Annotated in this window: 1 pseudogene; it reads left to right on the top strand. The window is 76.1% G+C overall.

The window, feature by feature from the left end:
* Positions 1-56 precede the first annotated feature (56 nt).
* Positions 57-461: pseudogene (locus Q0L15_RS22225) on the top strand (hypothetical protein); the annotation flags it as partial.

A 461-nucleotide genomic window follows, 5' to 3' on the forward strand; every position in this document is an offset into this window, starting at 1 on the left:
GTCGTCGAGGGCGAGCACGGCCCGGAGGTCGTGCCGAACCCGAGGTACACCGGCCGGTGACGACCATCGCGGTGACGCCCCGGGGCTTCCGGCAGACCCCGGGGCGGCATCACGACCTCCTCGCGGCCCTCGGGTGCGAGGTGCGCTACCCGACCCAGGAGCGGCCGCTGACCGCCGGCGAGCTGCGCGAGCTGCTGCACGGGTGCGACGGCGCGATCCTCGGCGTCGACGACGCGTCCGCGGAGGCCCTGGTCGGCAGCGGCCTGAAGGTGCTCGTCCGGTTCGGGATCGGCCTGGACAGCGTCGACCTCGACGCCGCCGAGGCGGAGGGCATCCGGGTCAGCCGGACGCTCGGGGCCACGACCACCTCGGTGGCCGAGCTCGCCGTCGGCCTGATGCTGGCCGCGGCCCGGGGCATCCCCGCCCTCGACCGGTCCATCCGGTCGGGGTCCTGGTCGCGA

Source organism: Nocardioides sp. (assembly GCF_024509035.1).
Taxonomy (GTDB): Bacteria; Actinomycetota; Actinomycetes; order Propionibacteriales; family Nocardioidaceae; genus Nocardioides.